Raw genomic sequence first — 22,917 nt, forward strand, 5'->3', positions numbered from 1 at the left:
GGCCGGCCCGCCCGGAACCGGTGCGGTCGGCGGCGGCCGAGGTCAGGCGGGTGTGCCCGGACGGCGCAGCCGCCACGCCCGGACGACGTAGTCGGCCCCGGTGACGACCGTCACGGCGAGCGCCGCGCCCATGGCGAGCCAGCGCAGCGGGTCGAGCGGGCCCGGCAGGATGTAGAGGCCGATCGCGATCACTTGGAGCATCGTCTTCAGCTTGCCGCCCTTGCTCGCGGGGATCACGCCGCGGCGGATCACCACGAAGCGCAGCACGGTGATGCCGATCTCGCGGACGAGGATGACCGCCGTCACCCACCACCACAGCTCGCCGAGCGCGGACAGGCTGATCAGCGCCGCGCCGGTCAGCGCCTTGTCGGCGATCGGGTCGGCGATCTTGCCGAAGTCGGTGACCAGGTTGCGGGCGCGGGCGAGGTCGCCGTCGATCTTGTCGGTGACGGAGGCGACCGCGAACACCGCGAACGCCGCGAGCCGCATGAGCGCGCCGTCCAGGAACAGCAGCCACACGAACAGCGGGACGAGGGCGATCCTGATCAGCGTGAGCGCGTTGGCGATGTTGTAGACGCTGGGCGGCGGCGGACCGGGGGCCCCGGCCGCCGGATCGGGCGTCCCCGCGATCACGACACGTCCGCGACGAGGTCCACGCCGTCGCTGCCCACCACGCGGGCCGCGACGATCTCGCCGAGCGCGAGGCCCTCGCCGCGGACCAGGACCGTGCCGTCCACCTCGGGCGCCTGGTGCTCGGCGCGCCCCTCGAAGCCGCCGTCCTCGGCCTTCTCCTCCAGCAGGACGCGGACCCGCGAGCCGATCCGGTCCTCGGCGCGCTGCGCGGTGAGCTCCTCGGCGAGCGCCGACAGCTCCTCGACGCGGCGGGCGATCTCGGCGGGGTCGAGCTTGCCGCCGAGGCCGGCGGCCTCGGTGCCGTCCTCGTCGGAGTAGCCGAACACGCCGATCGCGTCGAGCCGCGCGTCGGTGAGGAACGCCGCCAGCTCCTCGAAGTCGTCCTCGCTCTCGCCGGGGAAGCCGACGATGAAGTTGGAGCGCACGCCCGCCTCGGGCGCGAGCGCGCGGATCTGGTCGAGCAGCCCGAGGAACCGCTCCCGGTCGCCGAACCGCCGCATCGAGCGCAGCACGGGCCCGCTCGCGTGCTGGAACGACATGTCGAAATAGGGCGCGACGCCCGGCGTCGAGCAGATCGCCTCGATCAGCCCGGGGCGCGTCTCGGCGGGCTGGAGGTAGCTGACCCGCACCCGCTCGATGCCCTCGACGGCGGCGAGTTCGGGCAGCAGCTTCTCCAGCGCGCGCAGGTCGCCGAGGTCCTTGCCGTACGAGGTGGAGTTCTCGCTGACGAGGAACAGCTCGCGGACGTCGTGCCCGGCGAGCCAGCGGGCCTCCTCCAGCACCTCCGCCGGGGAGCGCGACACGTACGCCCCGCGGAACGCCGGGATCGCGCAGAACGTGCACCGCCGGTCGCAGCCGGACGCGAGCTTCAGCGGGGCCACCGGCCCGCCGCCGAGCCGCCTGCGCAGGACGCGGGGCCCGGACGCGGGCGCCACGCCCTCGGGCAGGTCCGCGATGGCGTCGCGGGCGCGGCCGGCGTCGCCGGGTCCGTCTCCGTCGCGGGGTCCGTCGGCGTCGCCGCCGTGGCCGGGGATGGAGACGCCGCCCGCGGAGGCGGAGCGCTCGACGGGGCTGATGGGCAGGAGGGTGCGGCGGTCGCGCGGGGCGTGCGCCGCGTGCGCCCGGCCCTCCATCACGTCGTCCAGCCGCTCGCCGATGTCGCCGTAGTCGTCGAAGCCGAGCACCGCGTGCGCCTCGGGCAGCGCCTCGGCCAGCTCCGCGCCGTACCGCTCGGCCATGCAGCCCGCGGCGACGACCTTGGCGCCCGAGTCGTGCGCGGCGAGCAGCGTGTCGATGGAGTCCTTCTTGGCCGCGTCGATGAAGCCGCAGGTGTTGACGACCACCACGTCGGCGCCCTCGGAGCTCTCGGCCAGGTCCCAGCCCGCGCCCTCGATCCGGGCGGCGAGCTCTTCGGAGTCGACCTCGTTGCGGGCGCATCCGAGCGTGACGAGGGAGACCTTACGGCGTGCAGACATGCCCCTAAGGTAATGGGCGCGGGCGCCCGCGCAGACCGGAGCCCACGCCTTCGCCCGCCGCGCCCGCGCGCGGAGCCCGGGCCGCACCGGCGGCCGGCGTTCCGCCGCTGGTCAGGCGGCCTCGGGGTCGCGGGGGTCGAAGCTGAGGCGCAGGACGCCGCCGCCGTTGCTCGGCGTGCCGAGGTCCTTGCCGTTGACGGCCAGCCGGACGCCGGACGGGTTGCCGATCACGATGCTGATCTTCTTCTTGGCCGTCCACCGCTTGGAGTCGCCGGAGCGCAGCATCCCGCTGAACAGCTCCCTGCCCTTGTCGCCGCGGACGTTGACCCAGGTGGTGCGCTTGGCCTTGAGCCGCAGCTCGACGTTCTTGCGCGGCGCCGCCGCGACCGGGCCGCCCGCCTTCGGCGTCGTGGGCGCGGGCTTCGGCGCCGCGGCCTGGCCGCCGGGCGTCCCGGCGACCTGCCGCGCGGTGCGCTGCTCGCCGCCGCCGCCGCTGCCGACGATCTGGACGACGCCGTAGATCACCACGAGGGCGAGGGCGAGCGCCATCGCGGCGCTCCAGTTCGGGGAGCGCCGCTCGCGGAACGCGGCGACCGGCTGCTCGGGCTCGAACGCCGAGATGGCGGAGACGGGCTGCGGCGCGCCGCCGTGCGACTCGTCGAAGTCGCGGACGAGCGGTTCGGGGTCGATGCCGATGACGCGGGCGATGCTGCGGATGTGGCCGCGCGCGTAGAAGTTGCCGCCGCACGCGGAGAAGTCGTCCTGCTCCATCCCCCGGATCACCGTTTCGCGGATCCGGGTCTGGAGACTCACCTGGGTCAGGGTGAGACCGGCTCGCTGACGCTCTTTCGCCAAGGTCTCACCGATGCTCACGCCGAGCCTCCCTTGCGAGCGACCATGACCAACCCCACTCCAGGAACACCAGTCTAGGAACCGCAATGCCCGCTGGGCGACAGACAACACGTTCGAAACAGGGCAAGATTTCGCATCATTCCCGCCATGTCCGTACCCAGCCGCCGCCGCTCGCGCGGCGCGCCCGGCGACCGTCCCGGCCCGCTCGCCGCGCGGAGCGGCACGAGCACGAACGATCACCTACCTCGACCGTACGCGATCATGACGCCCACCGAGCGGGATCTGGCGAACGAATCGCGTAAGAATCGCCCTCCCCCGCGCCACGTCCAGATGAACGCCCCGGCCCGCCCCCGTCCCCGAAGCCCCTGAACACGCACCCACGTCCGCCGCCTATCGCGCGGGCGTCGGACGGGCCGGTCAGGCGTCGGTCGGGTTCGGCGCCGCGCCGTCCGCCCTCGCGGCGCCGCCGCCGCGCAGCTCGGCGAGGACGCCGGGGAGGTCGTCGGGCTTGGTGAGGACGTCGCGGGCCTTGGAGCCCTCGCTCGGGCCGACGATGTCGCGGCTCTCCATGAGGTCCATCAGCCGGCCCGCCTTCGCGAACCCGACGCGCAGCTTGCGCTGGAGCATCGACGTGGAGCCGAACTGGGTGGACACGACGAGCTCGATCGCCTGGACCAGCAGGTCCATGTCGTCGCCGATCTCCTCGTCGATCTCCTTCTTCGGCCCGGCGACGTCGGTGACGTCCTCGCGGTAGACCGCCTCCATCTGCGCCTTGCAGTGGTCGACGATCCCGTGGATCTCCTTCTCGGCGACGAAGGCGTTCTGGATCCGCATCGGCTTGCTCGCGCCCATCGGCAGGAACAGCGCGTCGCCCTGCCCGACCAGCTTCTCCGCGCCGGGCTGGTCGAGGATGACGCGGCTGTCGGCGAGCGAGGACGTGGCGAACGCCAGCCGGGACGGCACGTTGGCCTTGATGAGGCCGGTGACGACGTCGACGCTCGGGCGCTGGGTGGCGAGCACGAGGTGGATGCCGGCGGCGCGGGCGAGCTGGGTGATGCGCACGACCGAGTCCTCGACGTCGCGCGGCGCGACCATCATCAGGTCGGCGAGCTCGTCGACGATCACCAGCATGTACGGGTACGGGGTGTAGACGCGCTCGCTGCCGGGGGGCGCGGTCAGCTTGCCCGCCCGCACCGCCATGTTGAAGTCGTCGATGTGGCGGAACCCGGACGCGGCGAGGTCGTCGTAGCGGCGGTCCATCTCGCCGACGACCCATTCGAGGGCCTCGGCCGCCTTCTTCGGGTTGGTGATGATCGGCGTGATCAGGTGCGGGATCCCCTGGTACATCGTCAGCTCGACCCGCTTCGGGTCGACCAGGATCATCCGCACCTCGTCGGGCGTCGCGCGCATCAGCACGGAGGTGATCAGGCCGTTGATGCAGGTGGACTTGCCCGCGCCGGTGGCGCCCGCGATGAGGATGTGCGGCATCTTGGCGAGGTTGGCGACGACCGTGCGGCCCTCGACGTCCTTGCCCAGCCCGACGATCATCGGGTGGTGCTCGTTGGTCGCGGCGGGCGAGCGCAGCACGTCGCCGAGGCTGACGATGTCCTTGTCGACGTTGGGGATCTCCACGCCGATCGCGGACTTGCCGGGGATCGGGGAGATGATCCGGACCTCGGAGCTCTTCACCGCGTACGCGATGTTCTTGGTCAGCGCGGTGATCTTCTCGACCTTGACCGCCGGGCCGAGCTCGATCTCGTAGCGGGTGATCGTCGGCCCCCGGGTGAACCCGGTGACCTGCGCGTCGATGTTGAACTGCTCCAGCACCTCGGTCAGCGCGTTGACGACGGTGTCGTTGGCCTTGGTGCGCGGCTTGGCGACGCTGCCGGGGCGCAGCATCGCCGGTTCGGGCAGCTCGTAGATCTCGCCGGACGACGACAGCGGGAGCTGCTCGCTGCGTCCCGGCGCCGGGGTCGGGTCGGGCACGCGCGGCTCGTCCGGGACGGTCGGCGGCGGGAGCTCGTCCTCCACCGGCGGCGCGGGCGGCGGCACGTCGGCGTCGCCGAACGGGTCGGGCTCGAACAGCTCGTCGGCCAGGTCGCGCTGGGGCCGCGCGTCCTTGCCCGGCTTGTCGTCCAGCAGCGGCGTGTCGTACGGCTTGGAGTGCTCGCCGACCTCCAGGGCGACGTCGTCGCCGGCGGCGTCCTTCCTGGCCCTGCGCCTGCGCGGGCGGGACGGCTCGTCGCCCTCGGCGCCGCCCGCGCCCCGTTCGGCGCGGCTCTGGAGCGTCGCGACGGCCCACAGGTCGGCGACCCGTTCGGGGACGCGGTTGATCGGCGTCGCGGTGACGACGAGCAGGCCGAACACCGACAGCAGCAGCAGCACCGGGACGGCCACCCAGCCGCTCAGCCCCGCCTCCAGCGGCGCCGAGACGAGCCAGCCGACGACCCCGCCGGCCTCGCGGACGCCCGGCATGTCCTTCGACGGCGACGGGATGCCCGCCGCGATGTGCAGCACGCCGAGCACGCCGACGGTGAGCGCGGTCATGCCGATGACGATGCGGCCGGTGTCCTCGTGGTGCTCGGGGTGGCGCAGCGTGCGCCACGCGAGCAGCGCGAGCAGGACGGGCAGCACCATGGCCACGATGCCGATGCCGCCCCGGGCGAGCTTCTCCAGCGCGATCGTGACCACGCCGTCCGGCCGGAACCAGGTGACCGACGCCAGCACGATCGCCGAGGCGAGCAGGGCGAGGCCGAGGCCGTCGCGGCGGTGCTCGGGGTCGAGGTTGCGGGCGCCGTGCCCGTACGCGCGGAACACCGAGCCGACCGCGACCGCGGCGAGCTGGTAGAGCTTGAACAGCAGCTTGAAGAAGCCGAGGATCGCCTGGGGGATCGGATCGGGCTTCTGCGGCGGGCGGCCCTTGCCGCGGCCGCCTCCGCCCCGGGCGCCGCCCCCGCCCTTGGCGCCGGCGGCGGGCCGCTTGCGGGGGGCCTGCCCGGCGGGCTTGCGGGCCGCGCTGCCCCCGGTACGCGATGAGGTCTTCGCTCCCCCGGACGCACGTGTGGCCATGGTTATGAGAGTAACCACGTAGGCTCCGGGTTCCCCAGGAACGAGGGCGGCGTGTTGCCCTTAGACCCCCCAAAGCCCCTCAGAACGCCCGCGAGGCCGCGCGGAACGCCCGCGGCACGGCGCGAGACGGGCGCGGGCCCGCGCGGCGGGACCACCGCCGCACGGGCCCGCGGAGCCGTCCGGAACGTTCCGTCCCGGCCGCCGGGGGCCCGCTCGCTAGACCTCCACCAGCACCGGGATGATCATCGGGCGGCGGCGGTAGTTGTCGCTCACCCACTTGCCGGCCGTGCGGCGGATGATCTGGCTGAGCTGGTGCACGTCGTTGACGCCGTCGCCCGCCGCGTCCTGGAGGGCGGCCTCCAGGCGCTCGATGACGTCCTCGAAGTCCTCGTTGACGATGCCCGCGCCGCGCGCGTGGATCTCGGGGCCCGCCACGACCTTGCCGGACGAGGAGTCGATGCCGACGACGATGGAGACGAAGCCCTCCTCGCCGAGGATCCTGCGGTCCTTGAGGGACGTCTCGGTGACCTCGCCGACCGACAGCCCGTCGACGTAGACGTACCCCGCGGGGACGGCCCCGACGATGCGGGCCTGCCCGTCGACCAGGTCGACGACCACGCCGTCCTCGGCGATGACGATGTTGTCGTCCGGGACGCCCGTCAGCGCGGCGAGCTTGGCGTGCGCCCGCAGGTGCCGCCACTCGCCGTGGATCGGCATGAAGTTGCCGGGCCTGGTCATGTTGAGCACGTACAGCAGCTCGCCCGCCGACGCGTGCCCGGACACGTGCACGAGCGCGTTGCCCTTGTGGACGATCCTGGCGCCCCAGCGGGTCAGGCCGTTGATCACCCGGTTGACCGCGTTCTCGTTGCCGGGGATCAGCGACGAGGCCAGCATCACCGTGTCGCGGTCGGTGATGCGGATCTGGTGGTCGCGGTTGGCCATCCGCGACAGCGCCGACATCGGCTCGCCCTGCGACCCCGTGCACACCAGCACGAGCCGGTCGCCCGGGATGTCGTCCAGCTCCTTCTGCTCGACCATGATGCCCTCGGGCACGGTCAGGTAGCCGAGCTCGCGGGCGACGCCCATGTTGCGCACCATCGAGCGCCCGACGAAGCACACCTTGCGCCCGTTGGCGACGGCCGCGTCGAGCACCTGCTGGACCCGGTGGATGTGTGAGGCGAAGCACGCGACGATGAGGCGCTCCTGCGCGGTGCGGAACACCTCGTCGATCACCGGGCCGATGTTGCGCTCGCTGGTGACGAACCCGGGCACCTCGGCGTTGGTCGAGTCGGACATCAGCAGGTCGATGCCCTCGGTGCCGAGCCGCGCGAAGCCGCCGAGGTCGGTCAGCCGCCCGTCGAGCGGGAGCTGGTCCATCTTGAAGTCGCCGGTCGCGAGGACGAGGCCGGCGGGCGTGCGGATCGCCACGGCGAGCGCGTCGGGGATCGAGTGGTTGACCGACAGGAACTCGCAGTCGAACGGCCCGAACGAGCGCCGCTCGCCCTCGGCGACGACCTCGGTCACCGGGCGGATGCGGTGCTCGGTGAGCTTGGCCTCCAGCAGCGCCAGGGTCAGCCTCGACCCGACGAGCGGGATGTCGCGCCGTTCGCGCAGCAGGTAGGGCACGGCCCCGATGTGGTCCTCGTGGCCGTGCGTGAGGATGACCGCCTCGATGTCGTCGAGGCGATCGCGGATGTACTCGAAGTCGGGCAGGATCAGGTCGATCCCCGGCTGCTCGGTCTCGGGGAAGAGCACCCCGCAGTCGACGACGAGCAGCCGTCCGCCGAATTCGAAGACCGTCATGTTGCGGCCGATCTCCCCCAGGCCGCCCAGCGCGACGATGCGCAGCCCGCCCTCGGCGAGCGCGGGCGGTGGTGAGAGCTCGGGGTGAGGATGGCTCACCTAGCGACCTCCGGAATGGTTACCTCCGGCACTTTGACTCCCCCAATCGTGAGGTCTTCACGCAGGCGCTCGGCGAACTCCGGCTGGGCCTCGACGAGCGGCGCGCGCAACGGGCCGCCGCCCGGAAGGCCCAGCAGGTTCAGCGCGGCCTTGACGGCGATCGCGCCCTGCGTACGGGTCATGATGGCGGCGACCACGGGCAGCAGCCGCCGGTGGATCTCCAGCGCCCGCCCCTGGTCGCCGGCGCGGTGTGCGTCGATCATCTCATGGAGCTCGGCGCCCACGACATGCCCGACCACGCTGACGAACCCGGCGGCGCCCACCGAGAGCCAGGGCAGGTTGAGGACGTCGTCGCCCGAATACCAGACCAGGTCGGTCTCGGCCATCACCTGCGAGGCGGCGAACAGGTCGCCCTTGGCGTCCTTGACCGCGATGATCCGCGGGTGCTCGGCGAGCCGCAGCAGCGTGTCGGTCTGGATCGGGACCCCGGCGCGGCCGGGGATGTCGTACAGCATGCACGGCAGGCCGGTGGCGTCCGCCACGGCCGTGAAGTGCCGCAGCAGGCCCTCCTGCGGAGGCTTGTTGTAGTACGGGGTGACCACCAGCAGCCCGTGCGCCCCGGCGGCCTCGGCCTGCCGGGCGAGCCCGAGCGTGTGCTCGGTGTGGTTGGTGCCGGCACCGGCCACGACGACGGCGCGGTCGCCCACCGCCTCGATCACGGCTTTCAGCAGGCGCTGCTTCTCGGCGTCGCTCGTCGTCGGCGACTCGCCCGTCGTCCCGTTGATCACGAGACCGTCGTGGCGCCGCTCGTCGACCAGGTGGGTCGCGAGGCGCGCGGCGCCGTCGTAGTCGACGCCGCCGTCCGGCAGGAACGGCGTGACCATCGCGGTCAGCATCCGCCCGAACGGAGCGTCACTCGGTGTGCTGGGTGCCATGCATCGAACGGTACCGTTCCGGAGGATCGAGTTGGACCCGCAGGTCCCTCCCCGCGGGGGAATGTCACACCAGGTCGTCCGCCTGCGAGGGGTCTTGCGGAGGCGCCCGGCGGGCCGTCCGGCGGAAACCCCGGCGGCCCCCGTGCCGCGCGCCGGAAGAAGCGTCGCGGCCCCGCCCGCGCACGCGAGGAAATCCACCCGTTCTCCTCCACCTCGCCCGAACGCCGCCCGGCGGCCGTCCGTGCTTTTTCCGGCCTTCCGGAGGCGCTGAAACCGCGGAGACGGAACCCGCGTGAACGTGAGGAAGCCGCCGCCACACGCTCGGGGGTACGCGTGGCGACGGCTCCCACAATCCACATCGTGGCACGCAAATGCCGCGTTACGGGGTCAGTCCGGCCACTTCCCGGACTCGGTTCAATAACGCGGCGGGCCGTGTCCGGGGCGCCTGCCTGCGGCTCCCGTGCGGCCGGGGTCCCGGCCCCCGCGCGCGGTCAGGCGCCCCGCCGGGACGCGGTGAGCCGGCGCAGGCGCACGCGGAGGTCCTCGACGTCCGGGGTGCGCACGAGCTCGTTGCCCCGGACCGCCCACCAGTGCCCGGAGCCGCCGCGGCCGATCCGCCATCCGGTGAACTCGGCGGCCAGCTCGGTGAGCCGGGCGGCCTCGTTGCGCGCGGTCTGCTGCATGCCCATCGGCCTCGTCCCCACTTCCCTTTCCGGCGGTAGGCTTACCCGCACCGATGAGTACCCCGCCGCACCATCGCTAGGCAGGGCTTCTGACCTGCTCGGACGCGCGTCCTGGAACGTTACGAGCGGGCTTGCCTAACGGCCATCGTTCTCTGGCGGTCCCGGCAGCCAGTTCGCGCGGTAACGGGCCCATTCCGCCGGATCGGTGGTCCAGTCGGCGTACACCCCGACGCCGTACGGCCGCGCGGGCGGCCGGTCCAGCTCGTCGACGCCCCGCCGGACGCCCCGCAGCGCGCCGTCCAGGTCCTCCGCCCAGCCCATGGCCGGCCGGTAGGTGGGCACGCCCATGAACACGGTCGTCCGGTCGCCGATCGTCCTCAGCGTCCACGCGGTGTGCCGCGCGTAGTGCCATCCGGCCAGCGAACGGGTCGGCAGCGCCGCGTCGTACGTCATGATCGCGACCTGGTCGGCGCGGTCGGCGACGTCCTTGAGGAACCGCTCGGTCGGCCGCGGCGGGTAGCGCAGCCCGCCGGTCCTCGGCAGCAGCGCCTTGAGGACGGGCTGCGCCGCGTCCGCCAGCGTGCCCTGCTCCAGCGCCACCGACAGCAGGCGGCCCCGGGACCGGGTCAGCTCCCGCGTCCTGTCCAGCAGCGTCAGGAACGCCGCGTCGTCCGGGTAGACCGGCTCGAAGTCGTAGTGGATCCCGTCGAAACCGAGGTCGAGGAAGACCGCGTCGGTCGCGAGGACCCGTTCGCGCACCGCGGCGTCGTCCAGGTCGATCGCCCCGTGCCCCTCGACCTTCCTGATCTGCCCGAGGTACGCCTGCGCGCGGACGCCCGGCGCGTGCCGGCGCACGGCCTCGATCAGCTTGCGGGCGTTGCGGTACTTGGCCGCGGGGACGCCGCCGTCCGGCTCGAACGGCCCGGCGTGGAAGAAGACGTCCGTCATCCGGTTCTCGCGGAGGAGCCGGCCGAGCGCCCGGTACTCGTCCTCGGTGTGGGCCTCGCCGACCCACTGGTGCCGGGCCCACAGGGCGTTCGCCCCGGTCCCGGGCGACCGCGGCTCCGGCTGCCACCACACCCACGCGCCGGCCGGCGCGAGCGCGGCCAGCCCGAGCACGAACCCCGCCACCCGGCCTGTCCACCGGATCGCCCGTCGTGCCCTTTTCCATGCCATCGGGCCATGGTCCCGGACGGATCGCCCTTCCCGCCACTCACGGGCCGTCCACGGTTCCGTCCGCACCGCGCGTCGTGCCAGCGCGTCGCCGCAGGTGAGATGCATGATGCGCGTAGGCGGTCCGGCAGCCCGGCCGTACGGCACGGCCCTCGCGGCACCGCGGTCGCCACCCGTTCAACGGGGATGGAGGTCGAGCGGTCATGCGACGACGATCGAACCGCGGCCGGACGGATCCCGGCCGCGCCCGCCGGGCCGCGGCCCGCGCCGCGTCCCGGACCGGCCGCACCCGAGACGCGCGCGCCCGTTCCACGCGCCGCGCCCCCGCTCCACGCCGTCCCCCGGCCCGCCGCGGAGCGCCGTCCGGCGGGCGAGCGGAGCCCGCCCACCGGACGGACGGGCCGCAGCCGCTCATCAGCACCCGCGCCCTGGCGATCCTGCTCACCGCCGGGGCGGCGGGCGGCGTCGCGGCGGCGTTCCCGTCCGCCGCGATCCCCATCGGCGTCGTCGTGGCGGTCCTGACCCTGCTGGCCCAGATCGTCCGCGACTGACAGGGCCGCGGGGGCCTCAGAACACCGGGATGATGTCCTCCGGGTCGATGAAGTCGACCGGGACGCCGTCGATGTCGAGCTCGGGGATGGCGGGGAACTCGATGCCCCAGCGCTCGACGATCGCGCGCACGCGGGCGATGGCGGTCTTCCAGTTGTCGGCCTGCTCCTCGAACGACAGGACGCCGAGGCCCGCGTCGCGGGCGTGGTTCATCAGGACGCGGTGGTTGCCGAGGAAGTACGGCGGCAGGTCCCAGAAGCCGTCCGGCGGCTCCCAGAGGATCATCGACAGGAACACGAACCCGGCGCGGAGCTGCTTGGTGATCTGGCCCTTGACGTCCTCGGTGAGCCCCGGCCACTCGTTCTCCAGGATCGTCATGCAGATCTGGAGGTGCCGGGACTCGTCCCGCCCGATGCGCTGGAACATCTCGCCGAACAGCGGATGCCGCGTCCCGGTCGCCATGCCCCTGAACAGCGTGGAGGCCGCCATCTCGCCCATCATGAAGCTGGTGAACAGCACCGCGAGCGAGTACTTGCGGACGGCGCTGTTGTAGCCCTGCCAGTAGCGGCCGCCGTTGTGGTAGAGCCAGCCGATGTTGTTGTGGGCGGCCTTCTCCAGGTCGGTCGCGGGCGTCCAGTCGAGCGGGCCGCCGGGCCAGACGCGGGCGATCGCCCGCTGGCAGCACTCCTCGTGGTTCATCTCGTCCCGCGTGATCGAGAAGAAGCACTTGCGGACCGGGTCCTCCTCGTGCTGCTCGAACGCGTGGATGGTGGCCCGCGCGAACACCGCCGGGCCCGAGGCGTCGAAGTTGGCCAGCACGGCGAACCAGTACATGATCCCGAGGCGCTGCTCGGGCGTGAACTCCTCGGGCCGCATCTCGTCCCAGGGCAGGTCGGCGGGGTTCCACACCGTGCGCTTGGACTTCTCGTAGATGGCGGCGAGCTTGTCGGTCTCGACCCGCCACTCCATCGGGTAGATGTTCGGCTGCGGGATCTCGGGGGCCGGCCAGAAGCCGCCCTCGGGAACGATCAGGTTGTCGGCCATGCACGGCTCCCCTGGGGCACACGTCGATGTGACGCTTTCGCTCCCATCGTGCGGGAAAGTGTCACATCCCGCAAGCCCCTCCCCGGCCTGCCGCGTCCCGCCGCCGCCTAGGGGACGTGCGGGGCGCGGGCGGCCTTGACGGGTGCGGCGGACTGCGTTGGCGTCTCCGGGGTCGGTGGGGTCTCGGGCGCGGCTGAACGGCGGGAAATCCGGGTGCGCTGGGTCAGGGCGACGCAGACGAGGACGCCGACCGCGGCCAGGGCGGTGGTGGCGTCGACCGTCTCGTCCAGCAGGAAGGCCGCCCAGACGAGGGTCAGGACGGGTTGGGCGAGCTGGACCTGGCTGGCACGGGCGATCCCCGCGCGCGCGAGCCCCTCGTACCAGGCGAAGAAGCCGAGGTAGGCGGAGAACAGGGAGGCGTAGCCGAAGCCGAGGACGGCGCGGCCCGTCCAGTGCGGATGCGTCGTCGCGAGCAGCCACAGCGTCACCGGGACGGTGATCGGGGCCGTCACCACCAGCGCCCACGAGATCACCCGCCAGCCGGGCATGTCGCGCGCGAGCCGTCCGCCCTCCGCGTAGCCGGCCGCCGCCGCGAGCAGCGCCGCGAACAGCAGCAGGTCGGCGGCCGTGACGCGGCCCGCGCCGCGCACCACCGCGAAGCCGGTGACGCAGAGCGCGCCCGCCGCGCTCGCCAGCCAGAACGCGCGCGACGGCCGTTCGCCCCCGCGCACGACGGCGAGCACGGCGGTCGCGGCGGGCAGCAACCCGATCACGACCGCCGAGTGCGCCGAGGACGCGCCGCGGTCGAGGGCGAGCGTGGTCAGCACCGGGAAGCCGAAGACCACCCCGGCGCCGACGACGGCGAGCCCGGCCCACTGGCCGCGGCGCGGCAGCCGGGCCCGCACCGCGAGCAGGGAGGCGGCGGCGAGGACGGACGCGGCGGCGGAACGTCCGATCCCGATGATGTACGGGTCGAGGCCCTCCAGGCCGAGGACCGTCGCCGGAAAGGTGAACGAGTAGATCAGCACGCCCAGCGCGGCGAGCCCGAGGCCGCCGAGCGCTATCGAGCCGGAGGCGGTAGCGCTATCCTCTTTCTTCATGCAACACGATAGCAGCGTGTCCGTCCTGGCCGATCGGCTGCGTGCCGAGGTCGAGCGGATGCGGCCCGGCGAGCGGCTCCCGTCCAGCCGCTCGCTCGTCGAACGGCACCGCGTCAGCCCGGTCACCGTGTCCCGCGCGCTCGGGCTGCTCGCCGCCGAGGGGCTCGTCGTCACGCGTCCCGGCAGCGGCGCGTTCGCCGCCGACCGGCCCGCGCCGCGCCCTTCCGGGACGGCCGCCGACCTGAGCTGGCAGGCGGTGGCGCTCGGCGACCGCTCGGTCGATTCGAGCGGCGTGTCGTGGCTGCTCACGCCCGCGCCCGACGGCGCGGTCGCGCTCAGCGGCGGCTACCTGCACCCCTCGCTCCAGCCGGTGCGGGCGCTCGCCGACGCCGCCGCGCGGGCCGCCCGGCGCCCCGCCGCCTGGGAGATGGCGCCGCTCGGCGGGCTGCCGGAGCTGCGCACCTGGTTCGCGCGCACGGTCGGCGGCGGCGTCTCGCCCGGCGACGTGCTGATCACCAGCGGCGGGCAGCAGTCGCTCACGACGGTGCTCGGGGCGCTGCTCCCGCCCGGCGCACCGCTACTCGTGGAGTCGCCCACCTACCTCGGCGTCCTCGCCATCGCCCGCGCCGCGGGCCTGCACCCGGTGCCGGTGCCGGTGGACGCCGACGGGGTCCGCACCGACCTGCTCGCCGAGGCGTTCGCGATGACCGGCGCGCGCGTCCTGTACTGCCAGCCGACGTTCCACAACCCGACCGGGGCGGTGCTGTCCGCCGAACGCCGCGCCCGCGTGCTCGACATCGCCCGCACCGCCGGCGCGTTCGTGATCGAGGACGACTTCGCGCGGCACCTCGGGATCGAGTCCGGCCCGCCGCCGCTGGTCGCCCGCGACGACGACGGCCGCGTCGTCCACATCGCCTCGCTCACCAAGGCGACCGCCCCGAGCCTGCGCGTCGCCGCGGTGATCGCCCGGGGCCCGGTCGCCGAACGGATTCGCGCGACCCAGCTCGTCGAGGAGTTCTATCCGGCCCGCCCGCTCCAGGAGACGCTGCTCGAACTCGTCAGCTCCCCCGGCTGGCTCCGCCACCTCCGCGCCGTCCGGACGGCGCTGGCGTCCCGCCGCGACGCGACCCGCGACGCGTTCGCCCGCTCGCTTCCCCACGTGCGCGTCAACCGCCCGGCGGGCGGCTTCCACCTGTGGGCGCGACTGCCGGACGGGACCGACGACACGGACCTGGCCGAGGCCGCCCTCCGCGCGGGCGTCCTGGTCAGCGCGGGTCGCCCGTTCTTCCCCGCGGAGGCCCCCGCCCCGTACCTGCGCGTCAGCTACGGCACCGCCGCCTCCGAAACCGAACTCGCCGAAGGCGTCCGCCGCCTCGCCACCGTGCTCCCCGCCCCGTGACCCGCCTCCCCCGCACACCGTCACGGACGACCGCCGTCGCAGTGCGGCCACTCTCGCGGGACGGGCCCCGTCGCAGGGCGGGCCCCGTCGCGGTGCCGGCCGCTCTCGCGGGGACGGCCGCCGTCGCGATGCGGGCGCTCTCGCGGGGCGGGCCCCGTCGCGGGGCGGGCGCTCTCGCAGGGCGGGTGCCGTCGCGGGGCGGCCGCTCTCGCGGGGACGGCCGCCGTCGCGGGGCGGCCGCTCTCGCGGGGACGGCCGCCGTCGCGATGCGGGCGCTCTCGCGGGGCGGGCCCATCGCAGGGCGGGCGCTCTTGCGGGGCGGGCGCCGGGCGGGCCCCGTCGCGGGGGCGGGTGATGGGCGGGTCAGTGCTCGGTGCAGAGGCAGAACTCGTTGCCCTCCGGGTCGTACCAGACCCGGAACGGCGCCTCCGGGCGTCCGAGGGGCTCGCCCGCGGGGGTGGCGCCGAGCGCGGAGGCCCGCCGTCCCGCGACCTCGATGTCGGGCACGTACAGGTCGAGGTGGAGGCGGTTCTTGACGGTCTTGCCCTCGGGCACCTTCTGGAACGAAAGCCGCGGCCCGCCCTGGCCGAACGGCTCCAGGTTCAGCCAGTCGTCCTCGCGGCTGGTGACCTTCATCGCGAGCAGCTCGCCCCAGAAGGCGGCGAGCGCGTCCATGTCGGTGCAGTCGATGACGAGGTTCGTCACCCTGGGCTTCACGGCGGACATCGGACGCTCCTCTGCGGGCTCGGGGTTCGACACCACCTAAACCGTAACGAAGGTGTCCCATGACCGCAACCAGTCATATCCGTACACCGGTGTCGTTATTGGTAGTGTTCGCGTGACGGGCAGGAGAGCTGATGGCCGACAAGGACGCCGCGGGCGCGGACGCCGCCGCCCTGCTCCGGGACTTCGTCAACACCCTCGACCTCGACCGCGCCCTCGACGGCCTCGGCACACCCGCCAAGCTGGCCCGCTGGCTCGCCGACCACCGCCTCGTCCGGCCCCGCACCCCCGCCACCCGGTCCGACCTGGACACGGCCATCGCGCTGCGGGAAGGTCTGCGGGCCGCCATGCTCGCGCACCACCCACCGCCAGCCGACACGTCCCCGCCCGACGCGTCCCCGGCACCGTCGGAGTCGCGCCTCGCCGTCGCGTCTGTTACGGCTGGGCCGCAGGTGACAGGCCCTTCGGGGTCCTCATCTGCCTCGGACGCCCTCGAACGCTCGTTGAGCGCTCTGCCCGTCCGCTTGAGCTTCGTCAACGGGCATCCGGCGCTCGTTCCCCTGGGAGAGGGGGCGCAGGCGGGGCTGGCCCGCATCGCGGCGGCGGTCGTGGACGCCTCCGCCGCAGGTCTGTGGACGCGCCTCAAGGTCTGCCAGGAGGACACGTGCCGCTGGGCGTTCCTCGACACGTCCAAGAACCGTTCGCGCGCCTGGTGCTCCATGCGCGTGTGCGGCAACCGCACCAAGACCCGCGCCTACCGCGCCCGCCGCCGCCCGCCCACGCCCGGCTGACCTACTCGAACCCGCCGGCGGGGCGCTGGGCGTACGGCCCGCGGCGCGCTCACCGGGGCCCTCTACCCTGGGCGCCATGATGATCATCCGTTCGGCGGGGCCCGAGGACGCCGAGGCGGTCGAGGACGCGCGCGGGCGGTCATGGCGCGCCGCGTACGAGGGCCTGCTCCCGCGCACGATGATCGAGGAGCTGACCGGTCCCGCCGCCGTCGAGCGGCGCAGGCAGTGGGCGGCGGCCAATCCGCGGGGCCGTACGCTGCTCGCCGAGGTGTCCGGCGCACCGGCCGGGATGGCGGCGTACGGGCCTGAGCGGCATCCGCCGGAAGGCCCGCTCATCGGCCGTTCCCGCGTCGAGCTCTACTCGATCTACGTCGCGCCCGATCATTGGGCCGCCGGAGTCGGGAGGGCCCTGATGGACCGCGTCGTCGAGGAATGCCGGAAGGCGGGCCACGACCGGCTCGTCCTGTGGGTCCTCACGACCAACGCCAGGGCGCGCCGCTTCTACGACCGCGCCGGGTTCACCGAGGAAGGCCACCGGGACTACGACATGGCAGGCCACATCATCCCGGAGACCCGCTACGAACGCCCCCTCACGCCCTCCGCTCCCTGAGCCGAGAGAGTGGGCCGTCGGCGCGAAGAAGCCGGAACGCCGGGGTGGGCCTAGGGTGGCGGACGGACGGTTCGGGTCGAGAGGGCGGGTGACGGCATGGCGGACGTGGGCGTACGGCCCGCGCGGCGCGCCGATGCGGCGGCGGTCGCCGACATCCAGGTGCGCGCTTGGCGCCACGGCTACGGGGAGATCCTTCCGGCGGCCGTGCTCAGCGAGGTGACCGGGGACGAGGCCCGGGGCGTGTGGCGGCAGCGGTGGACGGACGCGGTGACGTCGCCGCCGAGCCCCCGCCACCGCGTCCTCGTGGCGGTCGCCGACGACCTGGTGGTCGGGTTCGCGGCGCACGGGCCCGCCGAGGACGACGACGTTCCGGGCGCGGCGGAGCTGCTGACGCTGCTCGTCGATCCGCTGCACGCGCGGGAGGGGCACGGCAGCCGGCTCGTCGCCGCCACCGTGGACGTCCTGCGCGACGACGGGTTCCCGCTGCTCGTGACGTGGGCGTTCGAACGCGACGAGGTGCTCCGGACGTTCCTCGGCGGCGCGGGCTGGGCGCCGGACGGCACGGCCCGCACGCTCGACATGGGCGAGCCGGTCCGCCAGGTCCGCCTCCACACCGACATCAGCGCCGCCGAGGCCGGGGACGCCGCCGGCGCCGGATAGCGGCCGGAGCGCAAGGCAGGGGTCGGTGCAGGGCATTCGGGGCCCGGCCTTATGTTTGAAGTCGTGCCCGAGACCACCTTCCTGACGCCGCCGGACGCCCCGGCGGCGGTCCCGCCGTCCGGCCGCAGGCGCTGGCTCGGCATGATCGTGATCAGCCTCGGCGTCTCGCTGATCGTGGTGGACGCCACGATCGTCGGGGTGCTGACGCCCCAGCTGGTCTCGGGGCTCGGGCTCACCACGACGGACGCCGAGTGGATCACCTCGGTCTACTCGCTGGTGTTCGCCGCGCTGCTGATCCCGTTCGGACGGGCGGGCGACCTGTTCGGGCGCCGCCGGATGTTCGTGCTCGGCGTCGCGGTCTTCTCGGTGGCCAGCGTGCTGGCCGCCCTGTCGGGCAGCGGGTCGGCGCTGATCGGGTCGCGCGCGCTCCAGGGCGTCGGCGCGTCCATGATCATGCCCGCGACGCTGTCGACGGTGAACGCGGTGTTCACCGGGCGGGACCGCGCGGTCGCGTTCGGCATCTGGGGCTCGCTGATCAGCGGGATGGCGGCGCTCGGCCCGCTCGTCGGCGGCGCGGTCGCGACGGGCGGCGGCTGGCGCTGGGCGTTCGGGATCAACCTGCCGCTCGGCGCCGCGCTCATCGCGGGCGCCCTCGTCCTCATGCCCGAGACGCGCCAGGACGGCGCGCGGCGGGCCGGGAGCGCCCTGAGCCAGATCGACTGGCCCGGCGGGGCCCTGTCGGCGCTCGGGCTCGGCGCGCTGGTGTGCGGGCTCATCGAGGGGCAGACGTACGGCTGGTGGGCCGTGACGCGGCCGTTCACGATGGCCGGGTTCGACTGGCCGGAGAGCGGGCTGTCGCCGGTGCCGGTCGTGATCGCCCTCGGCGTCGCGCTCCTCGCCGCGCTGGTCGCCGTCGAACGGTCGCGCGCCGCGTCCGGGCGGCCGGTGATGCTCGACCTGTCCCTGTTCGCGATCCCGAACTTCCGGCACGGCAACCTGGCCTCGTCCCTGATCAACGTGGGCGAGCTGGGCATCGTCTTCATCGTCCCGCTGTTCCTGCTGGGCGTGCACGGGACGTCGCCCGTCCAGATCAGCGTGGCGATCCTGCCGCTGGCGGTCGGCGCGTTCCTCTCCGGCGGGTACGCGGGCAGGCTCGCCAACAAGCGCGGCGCGCACCGCGTCGTCCAGATCGGGATGGTCCTGGAGGTGGCGGCCGTCGTCGGGATCGGCGTCACGGTCGGCGCGTCCACCACCGGGTTCGGGCTCGCGCCGTGGATGCTGCTCTACGGCCTCGGCCTCGGGCTCACGTCCGCCCAGCTCACCAACGTGTCGCTCGCGGACGTCCCGCCGGAGCAGGCGGGGCAGGCGTCCGGCACGCAGTCCACGGCCCGGCAGGTCGGCGCCGCCCTCGGCATCGCCGTGATCGGGACGGTCTTCGCCACCGGCCTCGGCCACGCGATGACCGACCGCCTCGCGCACACGTCCCTGCCCGCCGAACGCCAGGCGGCCGTCGCGCACGAGCTGCGGGAGAGCGCCGGGACGTACGGCCGCGACCTGCACGAGTCGGCGGCGACCACCGTCGAGGCGCGCGCCGCCGACCAGAGCCTCGCCGTCGCGACCCGCCGCGGCGCGCTCACCACGGCCGCCATCCTGGCGCTCGGCCTGCTGCTGTCGCTGCGACTGCGCGCCGCCCGGGGCGGGGGTTCGCGCACGAGCACTGATCGGGATCCGCGAGAATCGAGGGCGTAGTCCCCTGTCGTCCCACGAGAAGAACCGGTAACCAGTGGCCACGCTCTCCCAATGGGTCGCCGGATCCCGGCCCCGGACCCTCCCCACCTCCCTCGTCCCCGTCGTCGTCGGCACCGGCGTCGCGGCCGGCGAGGACCACGCCGTCTGGTGGCGCGCCGTCCTCGCCGGATGCGTCGCGCTGATCCTCCAGATCGGTGTCAACTACTCCAACGACTACAGCGACGGCGTGCGCGGCACCGACGAGGAACGCGTCGGGCCGCTGCGCCTGGTCGGCTCCAAGGTCGCCAAGCCGAAGCAGGTGCTCGCCGCCGCGCTCGGCAGCTTCCTGGTCGCCGCCGTCGCCGGCCTCGTCCTCGCGGCCGTGACGACGTGGTGGCTGCTGCTGGTCGGCGCGCTCGCGATCCTCGCCGCGTGGTTCTACACCGGCGGCAAGAACCCGTACGGCTACCGCGCCCTCGGCGAGATCTCGGTGTTCGTCTTCTTCGGCCTCGTCGCCGTCGTCGGCACCACGTACGTCCAGGTCGAGGGGCTGCCGTGGGAGGCGTGGGCCGCGGCCGTGCCGATCGGCCTGCTCGCCTGCGCGCTGCTCGTCGCCAACAACCTGCGCGACATCCCGACCGACCGCGAGTCGGGCAAGCGCACCCTCGCGGTCGTCCTCGGCGACCGCTGGACCCGCGTCCTGTACGCGGCGTGCGCCGCCCTGCCGTTCATGGTCGTCCTCGCGCTGGCCGCCCCGCACCCGTGGGCGCTGATCGCGCTCCTCGCCGCCCCCCTCTCGATCCCCCCGACCCAGAAGGTCCTGAACGGGGCGATGGGCCCGGCCCTGATCCCCGTCCTCGGCGAGACCGGACGCCTCCAGATCGCCTACGGCGTCCTCCTCGCCATCGGCCTCGCCCTCTGACCCGGGACCCGCCGACACGCGCCGCATGGGGAAGGAACCCCTGATCGCAGCGGTCTTTCAACCAGAAGGTTGACGCGTGGACGCCGCGCGCCCTACGGTCCTTTCAACCAACGAGTTGAAAGCGGGACGATGACCACGGACGCGCTGTCGCGGGTGTTCGCCGCCCTCGCGGACCCGACCCGGCGCGACATGGTGGCCCGGCTCTCGGAGGGCGACGCGACCGTGAGCGAGCTCGCCGGGCCGTACCGGATCACGCTCCAGGCCGTCTACAAGCACCTGCGGGTGCTGGAGGACTCCGGGCTCGTCAGCCGGCCGCCCGGACCGCAGCCGCGGCCGGTGCGCCTGGAGGTCGAGGCGTTCGACCTGCTGGACACCTGGATCGAGCGCCACCGGAGCCGTGTCGAGGAGCGCTACCGCCGCCTCGACGCCGTCCTGGCGCGGATGAGGGAGGACGAGCATGACCAAGACCGCGGAGACGACGATCGAGGCCGATCCGAGGCTGCCGATCATCCGGACGGGCCGTGACTTCGCGGCGACGCCCGACCGGCTCCAGCGCGCCTACACCGATCCCGCGCTGTTCGCCCAGTGGGTGGGCCCCGACGCCACGTCCACCCGGATCGAGCACTGGGACGCGAGAACCGGCGGGAGCTGGCGGTACGTCTCGGTGGTCGACGGCGTCGAGTACCGGTTCCGCGGCTGCTTCCACGAAATACGGCCGGACCGCCTCGTGCAGACCTTCACGTTCGAAGGCGACCCCGACGGGGTCGCGCTGGAGACGCTGTGGTTCGACGACCTGGGCGACGGCCGCACACGGCTGCGTACGCAGTCGCTGCTCGACAGCTTCGAAGGCCGCGACGCGTTCCTGCGCAGCGGCATGGAGGTCGGCGTCAACGAGGGTTACGCCAAACTGGAGAGGATGCTCAACGATGGCGCTGTCTGAGGTTCCGGCCGAGCGGCACCGGCAGGTCGCCGGACTGTTCACCGAACGGGTCCGCGGCGCCCGGTCCTGGGACGCACCGTCCCCGGTGGCCGGCTGGACGGCCCGCGACGTCGTCCGCCACCTGACCGATTGGTTCCCCGGATTCCTGGCCTCGGGCGCAGGCGTCGAACTGCCGCACGGGCCCTCCGTGGACGAGGACCCGGTCGCGGCCTGGCAGGTGCACTGCGACGGCGTGCAGGCGGTGCTGGACGACCCGAAGACGGCGGACCGCGAACTCACCAACCCGCACATCGGCTCCCTGCCGCTGGCGGCCGCGATCGACCAGTTCTACACCGCCGACGTGTTCATGCACACCTGGGACCTGTCGAGGGCCACCGGCCAGGACGACCGTCTGGACCCCGACTTCTGCGCCGACCTTCTCGGCGGAATGGCGCAGATGGAAGAGGTGCTCCGTTCCTCCGGCCAGTACGGCCCCCGAGTCGAGGTCCCCGCCGACGCGGACGTCCAGACCAGACTCCTCGGCTTCATCGGCCGAGACCCGTCCTGGCGCGCCCGGTGACCGATCCCGACGTCCACTGACCCCGGCCGGCCGGAGATCGCCAAACCACGCGATCTCCGGCCCCCGTTCACCCGGGCACCCGCCTCGCCCACCGCGACCATCCCTTGGACGCCCCTGTCATGAAGTCGGCCCCCAGCAAGGTGCGGTAACACCCGTTGGGACGTTGATCCTCACCTGACAGGAGGCGAGGACCATGGCCGCCCCCCAAACCGCAAGCGCGCCCCGGCACCACGCCGCGAACGGACGTCGCCGCTCCCGACGATGGGTTGGCGGCCCGGCGGAACGGGCCGGGCGGAAGGCCACCGAGCCGCCACGCGGTTCATGCGGGGTGGGGCCGCGCGGCCGGTGCGTCTTCGGGGGAAGAGAGCACACCGGCCGCGCGGCCCCCTCACCCGGGGACGGGGCGTGGCTCCCCAGCCGCCTCCCCGCCCCCGGGGGGGTCAGACCGCACGGCCGCCTGTCACACGCTTCCGGCGGGGGAAGCTCAGACGGCCGTACGGCGCTGAAGCGGACGCGCACCGGTTCGAGCCACCGTGCCCCGGGGAGGGCGGAAGGCCGGCACCCGATGCGCGCCCACGATTCACCGCCCTCACCGTCTCGCGGGGCACTTGGCGTTGGTGATCCGGGCGTCCAGCAGCAGGGCCCGCAGCATCTGCGGGGTGGACGCCTTCACGTGCACAATCCCGCCGCTCCAGTCCAGGTCGATCTGGGCCGTGGCATCCCACCCGAGATAAATGTCCTGCCACCCGATCCACCATTCGGTGAATTCATCGCGCAGCGCTCGCAGCGCGGCCTGGGTCTCGGCGTCCATCGCCATCAGCCCCACACCACCGCGCCGGTCTCGTCGCGCCGTGCGGTCGCGACCGTGCCGAGGTCGGCGTAGACACGGCCGGAAAGCCCGGCCAGCCCGACCCGCCGCACGATCCCGCACGTCCCGGGCGCCGCGTCGGCCAACTCCTCGCGCACGTGGCGGAGCGCGCGGACCTCGTCATCGGTCACCCCGCCGACCCCCGATGCGACGTCCCAGGAGTACAACGACGGCGGATCGGTCCAGGATCGCCGAATTTCCGTCATTTCAGGCCGTGCGTTCGCCCTACGATCGGTCATGGGCCGGAACCTTTCTTCCGGTCAAGGCCCCGGAACCGCCGGTGTTCGCGCACCGGCCCGGGG

At 73.6% G+C, this 22,917-nt stretch carries 23 protein-coding genes; 10 read left to right on the plus strand and 13 right to left on the minus strand.

The genetic code is table 11. From position 1 onward, the window contains the following. Positions 1-42 precede the first annotated feature (42 nt). The 8 genes from pgsA to GEV43_RS03350 form a co-directional block, all read right to left on the minus strand. Positions 43-633, minus strand: coding sequence for a CDP-diacylglycerol--glycerol-3-phosphate 3-phosphatidyltransferase (gene pgsA / locus GEV43_RS03315; protein ID WP_160819427.1), 591 nt, complete (start codon positions 631-633; stop codon positions 43-45). After that, positions 630-2,108 (minus strand): 30S ribosomal protein S12 methylthiotransferase RimO, encoded by a 1,479-nt coding sequence (rimO, locus tag GEV43_RS03320; protein WP_160819428.1) that lies wholly within the window; start codon positions 2,106-2,108, stop codon positions 630-632. The genes pgsA and rimO overlap by 4 nt, the downstream gene beginning before the upstream one ends. Positions 2,109-2,219: 111 nt before the next feature. Continuing rightward, positions 2,220-2,981 (minus strand): helix-turn-helix domain-containing protein, encoded by a 762-nt coding sequence (locus GEV43_RS03325; RefSeq protein WP_160819429.1) that lies wholly within the window; start codon positions 2,979-2,981, stop codon positions 2,220-2,222. A gap of 396 nt (positions 2,982-3,377) precedes the next feature. Beyond that, positions 3,378-6,029, minus strand: a complete 2,652-nt coding sequence (locus GEV43_RS03330; RefSeq protein ID WP_160819430.1) for a DNA translocase FtsK — start codon at positions 6,027-6,029, stop codon at positions 3,378-3,380. 216 nt (positions 6,030-6,245) lie between these two features. After that, positions 6,246-7,931 (minus strand): ribonuclease J, encoded by a 1,686-nt coding sequence (locus GEV43_RS03335; RefSeq protein ID WP_160819431.1) that lies wholly within the window; start codon positions 7,929-7,931, stop codon positions 6,246-6,248. Beyond that, entirely contained in the window at positions 7,928-8,866 is a 939-nt protein-coding gene (gene dapA, locus GEV43_RS03340; protein ID WP_160819432.1) for a 4-hydroxy-tetrahydrodipicolinate synthase, read from the minus strand. The genes GEV43_RS03335 and dapA overlap by 4 nt, the downstream gene beginning before the upstream one ends. Before the next feature lie 491 nt (positions 8,867-9,357). Continuing rightward, complete coding sequence (locus tag GEV43_RS03345) at positions 9,358-9,555, minus strand: hypothetical protein (protein WP_160819433.1); 198 nt, start codon at positions 9,553-9,555, stop codon at positions 9,358-9,360. 129 nt (positions 9,556-9,684) lie between these two features. After that, complete coding sequence (locus tag GEV43_RS03350; protein ID WP_309239426.1) at positions 9,685-10,680, minus strand: hypothetical protein; 996 nt, start codon at positions 10,678-10,680, stop codon at positions 9,685-9,687. A 245-nt stretch (positions 10,681-10,925) separates the two neighbouring features. Between GEV43_RS03350 and GEV43_RS03355 the strand changes: the two genes are divergently transcribed. Next, on the plus strand, positions 10,926-11,273 hold the full coding sequence (locus GEV43_RS03355; RefSeq protein ID WP_160819434.1) for a hypothetical protein: 348 nt from the start codon (positions 10,926-10,928) through the stop codon (positions 11,271-11,273). 16 nt (positions 11,274-11,289) lie between these two features. Here the strand turns inward: GEV43_RS03355 and GEV43_RS03360 are convergent, their stop codons facing one another. Both GEV43_RS03360 and GEV43_RS03365 read right to left on the minus strand, forming a co-directional pair. Continuing rightward, positions 11,290-12,315: a hypothetical protein gene (locus tag GEV43_RS03360; protein WP_160819435.1), complete on the minus strand. Its 1,026-nt coding sequence runs from the start codon at positions 12,313-12,315 to the stop codon at positions 11,290-11,292. Between the two features lie 107 nt (positions 12,316-12,422). Next, positions 12,423-13,415: a DMT family transporter gene (locus GEV43_RS03365; protein WP_160819436.1), complete on the minus strand. Its 993-nt coding sequence runs from the start codon at positions 13,413-13,415 to the stop codon at positions 12,423-12,425. Here GEV43_RS03365 and GEV43_RS03370 point away from each other — a divergent pair. Next, positions 13,414-14,814 carry a PLP-dependent aminotransferase family protein gene (locus GEV43_RS03370; RefSeq protein WP_160819437.1) on the plus strand — a complete coding sequence of 467 codons (1,401 nt, stop codon included), beginning with the start codon at positions 13,414-13,416 and terminating at the stop codon, positions 14,812-14,814. The two genes, GEV43_RS03365 and GEV43_RS03370, sit on opposite strands and share 2 nt — an antisense overlap. A 363-nt stretch (positions 14,815-15,177) precedes the next feature. On the opposite strand, the gene GEV43_RS03375 is transcribed toward GEV43_RS03370, so the two are convergent. Continuing rightward, positions 15,178-15,540, minus strand: coding sequence for a VOC family protein (locus GEV43_RS03375; RefSeq protein WP_160819438.1), 363 nt, complete (start codon positions 15,538-15,540; stop codon positions 15,178-15,180). Between the two features lie 131 nt (positions 15,541-15,671). Here GEV43_RS03375 and GEV43_RS03380 point away from each other — a divergent pair, with 131 nt between their 5' ends. From GEV43_RS03380 to GEV43_RS03415, 8 genes are all read left to right on the plus strand, one after another. Then, a complete protein-coding gene (locus GEV43_RS03380) occupies positions 15,672-16,328 on the plus strand; it encodes a CGNR zinc finger domain-containing protein (protein ID WP_160819439.1) in 657 nt (218 codons plus the stop codon). 76 nt (positions 16,329-16,404) lie between these two features. Then, positions 16,405-16,938, plus strand: a complete 534-nt coding sequence (locus GEV43_RS03385) for a GNAT family N-acetyltransferase (protein ID WP_160819440.1) — start codon at positions 16,405-16,407, stop codon at positions 16,936-16,938. Between the two features lie 96 nt (positions 16,939-17,034). Beyond that, the gene (locus tag GEV43_RS03390) at positions 17,035-17,598 is read left to right on the plus strand and encodes a GNAT family N-acetyltransferase (protein ID WP_160819441.1); all 564 of its coding nucleotides are present in this window, start codon (positions 17,035-17,037) and stop codon (positions 17,596-17,598) included. 63 nt (positions 17,599-17,661) lie between these two features. Then, on the plus strand, positions 17,662-19,347 hold the full coding sequence (locus tag GEV43_RS03395) for an MFS transporter (protein WP_309239427.1): 1,686 nt from the start codon (positions 17,662-17,664) through the stop codon (positions 19,345-19,347). 34 nt (positions 19,348-19,381) lie between these two features. After that, positions 19,382-20,248: a 1,4-dihydroxy-2-naphthoate polyprenyltransferase gene (locus GEV43_RS03400; RefSeq protein WP_160819442.1), complete on the plus strand. Its 867-nt coding sequence runs from the start codon at positions 19,382-19,384 to the stop codon at positions 20,246-20,248. 129 nt (positions 20,249-20,377) lie between these two features. Then, positions 20,378-20,773, plus strand: a complete 396-nt coding sequence (locus GEV43_RS03405) for a helix-turn-helix domain-containing protein (protein WP_160819443.1) — start codon at positions 20,378-20,380, stop codon at positions 20,771-20,773. Beyond that, positions 20,706-21,188, plus strand: coding sequence for an SRPBCC domain-containing protein (locus GEV43_RS03410; protein ID WP_160819444.1), 483 nt, complete (start codon positions 20,706-20,708; stop codon positions 21,186-21,188). Before GEV43_RS03405 ends, GEV43_RS03410 begins: the two co-directional genes overlap by 68 nt. After that, on the plus strand, positions 21,175-21,747 hold the full coding sequence (locus GEV43_RS03415) for a TIGR03086 family metal-binding protein (protein ID WP_160819445.1): 573 nt from the start codon (positions 21,175-21,177) through the stop codon (positions 21,745-21,747). The genes GEV43_RS03410 and GEV43_RS03415 overlap by 14 nt, the downstream gene beginning before the upstream one ends. A gap of 589 nt (positions 21,748-22,336) precedes the next feature. Here the strand turns inward: GEV43_RS03415 and GEV43_RS03420 are convergent. Both GEV43_RS03420 and GEV43_RS03425 read right to left on the minus strand, forming a co-directional pair. Further along, positions 22,337-22,564: a hypothetical protein gene (locus GEV43_RS03420; protein ID WP_160819446.1), complete on the minus strand. Its 228-nt coding sequence runs from the start codon at positions 22,562-22,564 to the stop codon at positions 22,337-22,339. Further along, positions 22,564-22,746 (minus strand): hypothetical protein, encoded by a 183-nt coding sequence (locus GEV43_RS03425; RefSeq protein ID WP_160819447.1) that lies wholly within the window; start codon positions 22,744-22,746, stop codon positions 22,564-22,566. The genes GEV43_RS03420 and GEV43_RS03425 overlap by 1 nt, the downstream gene beginning before the upstream one ends. Positions 22,747-22,917: the final 171 nt, after the last annotated feature.

The sequence above is a fragment of the Actinomadura sp. J1-007 genome (assembly GCF_009793335.1).
Taxonomy (GTDB): Bacteria; Actinomycetota; Actinomycetes; order Streptosporangiales; family Streptosporangiaceae; genus Spirillospora; species Spirillospora yumaensis.